Below are 2177 nucleotides of genomic sequence, written 5' to 3'. Positions count from 1 at the left end.
ATCTCACCATAGAAATCCCCAGGGAAAAACCAAGAAGCGGAAATGGTTCCGTTTGGAATAGTAATAGTGTCCTCCCCTTCAAAGCCATCTGCCAATGTCACTTCTAAAACAGTCCCATCATCAAGTGTAACCTGAATTCCTGGACCACCACCACCAGTGGTAGTTTGCCAACCGTCACCGAATGAATCATGCATTGTAACTAGATAATCACCAGGTTCTGGTTGCTTACAAAATATTTGAATTTCAATATCCTGAGCAACAGAAGACTTACTGGCATCATTCCCTTCAGTATCCACTTGTCCATCAAGTACTGCTATTGATAAATTCACTGTTCCAGTAAATCCTTCAGGCGCAGTATACTCTGCAACAACTTGCCCACTAGTAATTCCCAACCCACTAACAATTGTTGTTGTACCGCCAACTGAAACTCCAAATACGTCAGTATCAACAATAGACACATCCGCAATTCCAGCTGGAGCATCTGAAACAACAATTGTAGCAGAAGTTGATTCGCCTCCAAAAAGAGTAAGTTCAGATAATTCTATAGTATTTACTGCAGGAGCATCCAACAATCTCGGTGGATTCGCTTCTTCATAATCGTCAACGCAACTTGAAATTAAAAAGACAGTAAAAAATAATATTATTAAGTTCTTATTCATCGATTTATCATTTAATTGGGTACAAATTCGTAAGTTCCGGAACCTCCAAAACCAGTAATAAAGTCTATTGTGATTGTTCCAGCGCCATTATCAAAAGTGGAACTTGGCTGAATAATCGGTTGGAAACCTGTAGCAACAAACTGAGTTCCAAAAGTACCTTGAAGAACACCACATATATCCTGAATTGCACCTGTATTCGAAAATCCAGTGTAGCCAATACCACTGTAAATAGCCTCAACCGGTTGATCAACCTGAGATACCTGATAAGCAACAGGCCCTACTCGTGTTATTGCTACGCCTTCATAAACAAGGTCTGTGGCAGGGCTTGCGCCTGGGTTTTCAAATCCACAAGGTGGATCACAAAATGATCCATTAAAGATCATAGTGAAATTGCCCACGGGTATTTGAGATGGGCAACCTACGAAAGTGCTGAAATTAGAAGTAAAACTTGTAGTTGCAGCAGATTGTACAATATTGGGAGTAACATTGATATTGCCTCCAACTGTTGGTGAAGGATAAACCCTGCCATCATTCATTGTAGTTGTATTCGTAAATGCAAAGGTATCGCCACCTTCCAAATCTCCAGCGCCACTTAACCCAAATAAAGTTGCTAGTTGATTTGAAGAATATTCAACAGAAATAGACCCTCCAGTAAAATCAGCGAGTGTCCATTCTTCTATTAAAAGAGTATCAACAGCTACACCTGTAGCAAATGGAATAAACGATACATTGAATTGAACCAATTGCAGATCTGTACTTTCTGTGTATACTGTGTATTTAAAAACAGCAGAATTGATATTATCAAAGTCTAGAAATGAATTATTAGGATCTATGACAACCCGAACATTTGGTCCATTTCCTAATTCATCTATAGGAATTCTTTGCGTGTCTTCATCTTCGCACGATGCCAAAAACATCAGTGAAAGACCTAAAAATGTATATTTAAATATATTTTTCATCATTTTTATTTTTATTAATTAACATCCCAAAAAACCTTATCAGTGGCTATCACACGTTGGCCAGGGAAATTTGCATTCAATTGACCATTGGTAATATCATATGGTAAGCTTACCGGGAATTGCCTAGTTTGTACTGTTACACCTAAGTTATCAGCATTGCCATCATGTAATCTTGGGTAACCAGTTCTTCTTATATCATTATAACTTACCACTGAATTACCAAACTGTGCTATCCATTTTGAAGTCATAATCACTTCCATCTGGCCTCCTGTTGCACCAGGTGTTGCTGCGTCATACGTTGCTAATACAGCATCTCGGTAGTTAGTAATGGCTGTTGCTGCAATCGTTGGAGCACCGGCAGCATTTGCTATCTCATTTACCTTAGCAAAAGATGCATCAATCGCCTGGCTCAATAAGGTACGTGCATCGTCAGTTGTTACATTGGCCTGTGCCAATTCTGCTCTAATAAATAGGACTTCTCCAGCATCTAATAATCGCTGTGGTGTATTACCTGGGCCAGTTACCTGACCTGCAGCCAGGGTAGAAGCATTAGCAGCAA

Annotated in this window: 3 protein-coding genes; all 3 read right to left on the bottom strand. The window is 39.5% G+C overall.

Annotated elements, in window-relative coordinates:
• Nucleotides 1–659: hypothetical protein (locus RLO81_RS01500; RefSeq protein ID WP_350106192.1), on the bottom strand; the 659-nt coding region annotated here is incomplete at its 3' end.
• 11 nt (nucleotides 660–670) lie between these two features.
• Complete coding sequence (locus RLO81_RS01495) at nucleotides 671–1621, bottom strand: hypothetical protein (protein ID WP_350106189.1); 951 nt, start codon at nucleotides 1619–1621, stop codon at nucleotides 671–673.
• Nucleotides 1622–1632: 11 nt separating this feature from the next.
• Nucleotides 1633–2177 (bottom strand): SusD/RagB family nutrient-binding outer membrane lipoprotein (locus RLO81_RS01490; protein WP_350106187.1); only part of this gene is annotated, 545 nt, incomplete at its 5' end.

Origin of the sequence: Fulvivirga sp. (assembly GCF_040220315.1) — a bacterium.
Taxonomy (GTDB): Bacteria; Bacteroidota; Bacteroidia; order Cytophagales; family Cyclobacteriaceae; genus Fulvivirga.
The sequence above is the reverse complement of the archived record's forward strand: the minus strand, read 5'-3'. Positions and strand labels throughout refer to the sequence as shown.

Coding starts and splice junctions, on each gene's coding strand:
- RLO81_RS01495 (WP_350106189.1), bottom strand. CDS start 1,621: ATGATGAAAAATATATTTAAATATACATTTTTAGGTCTTTCACTGATG.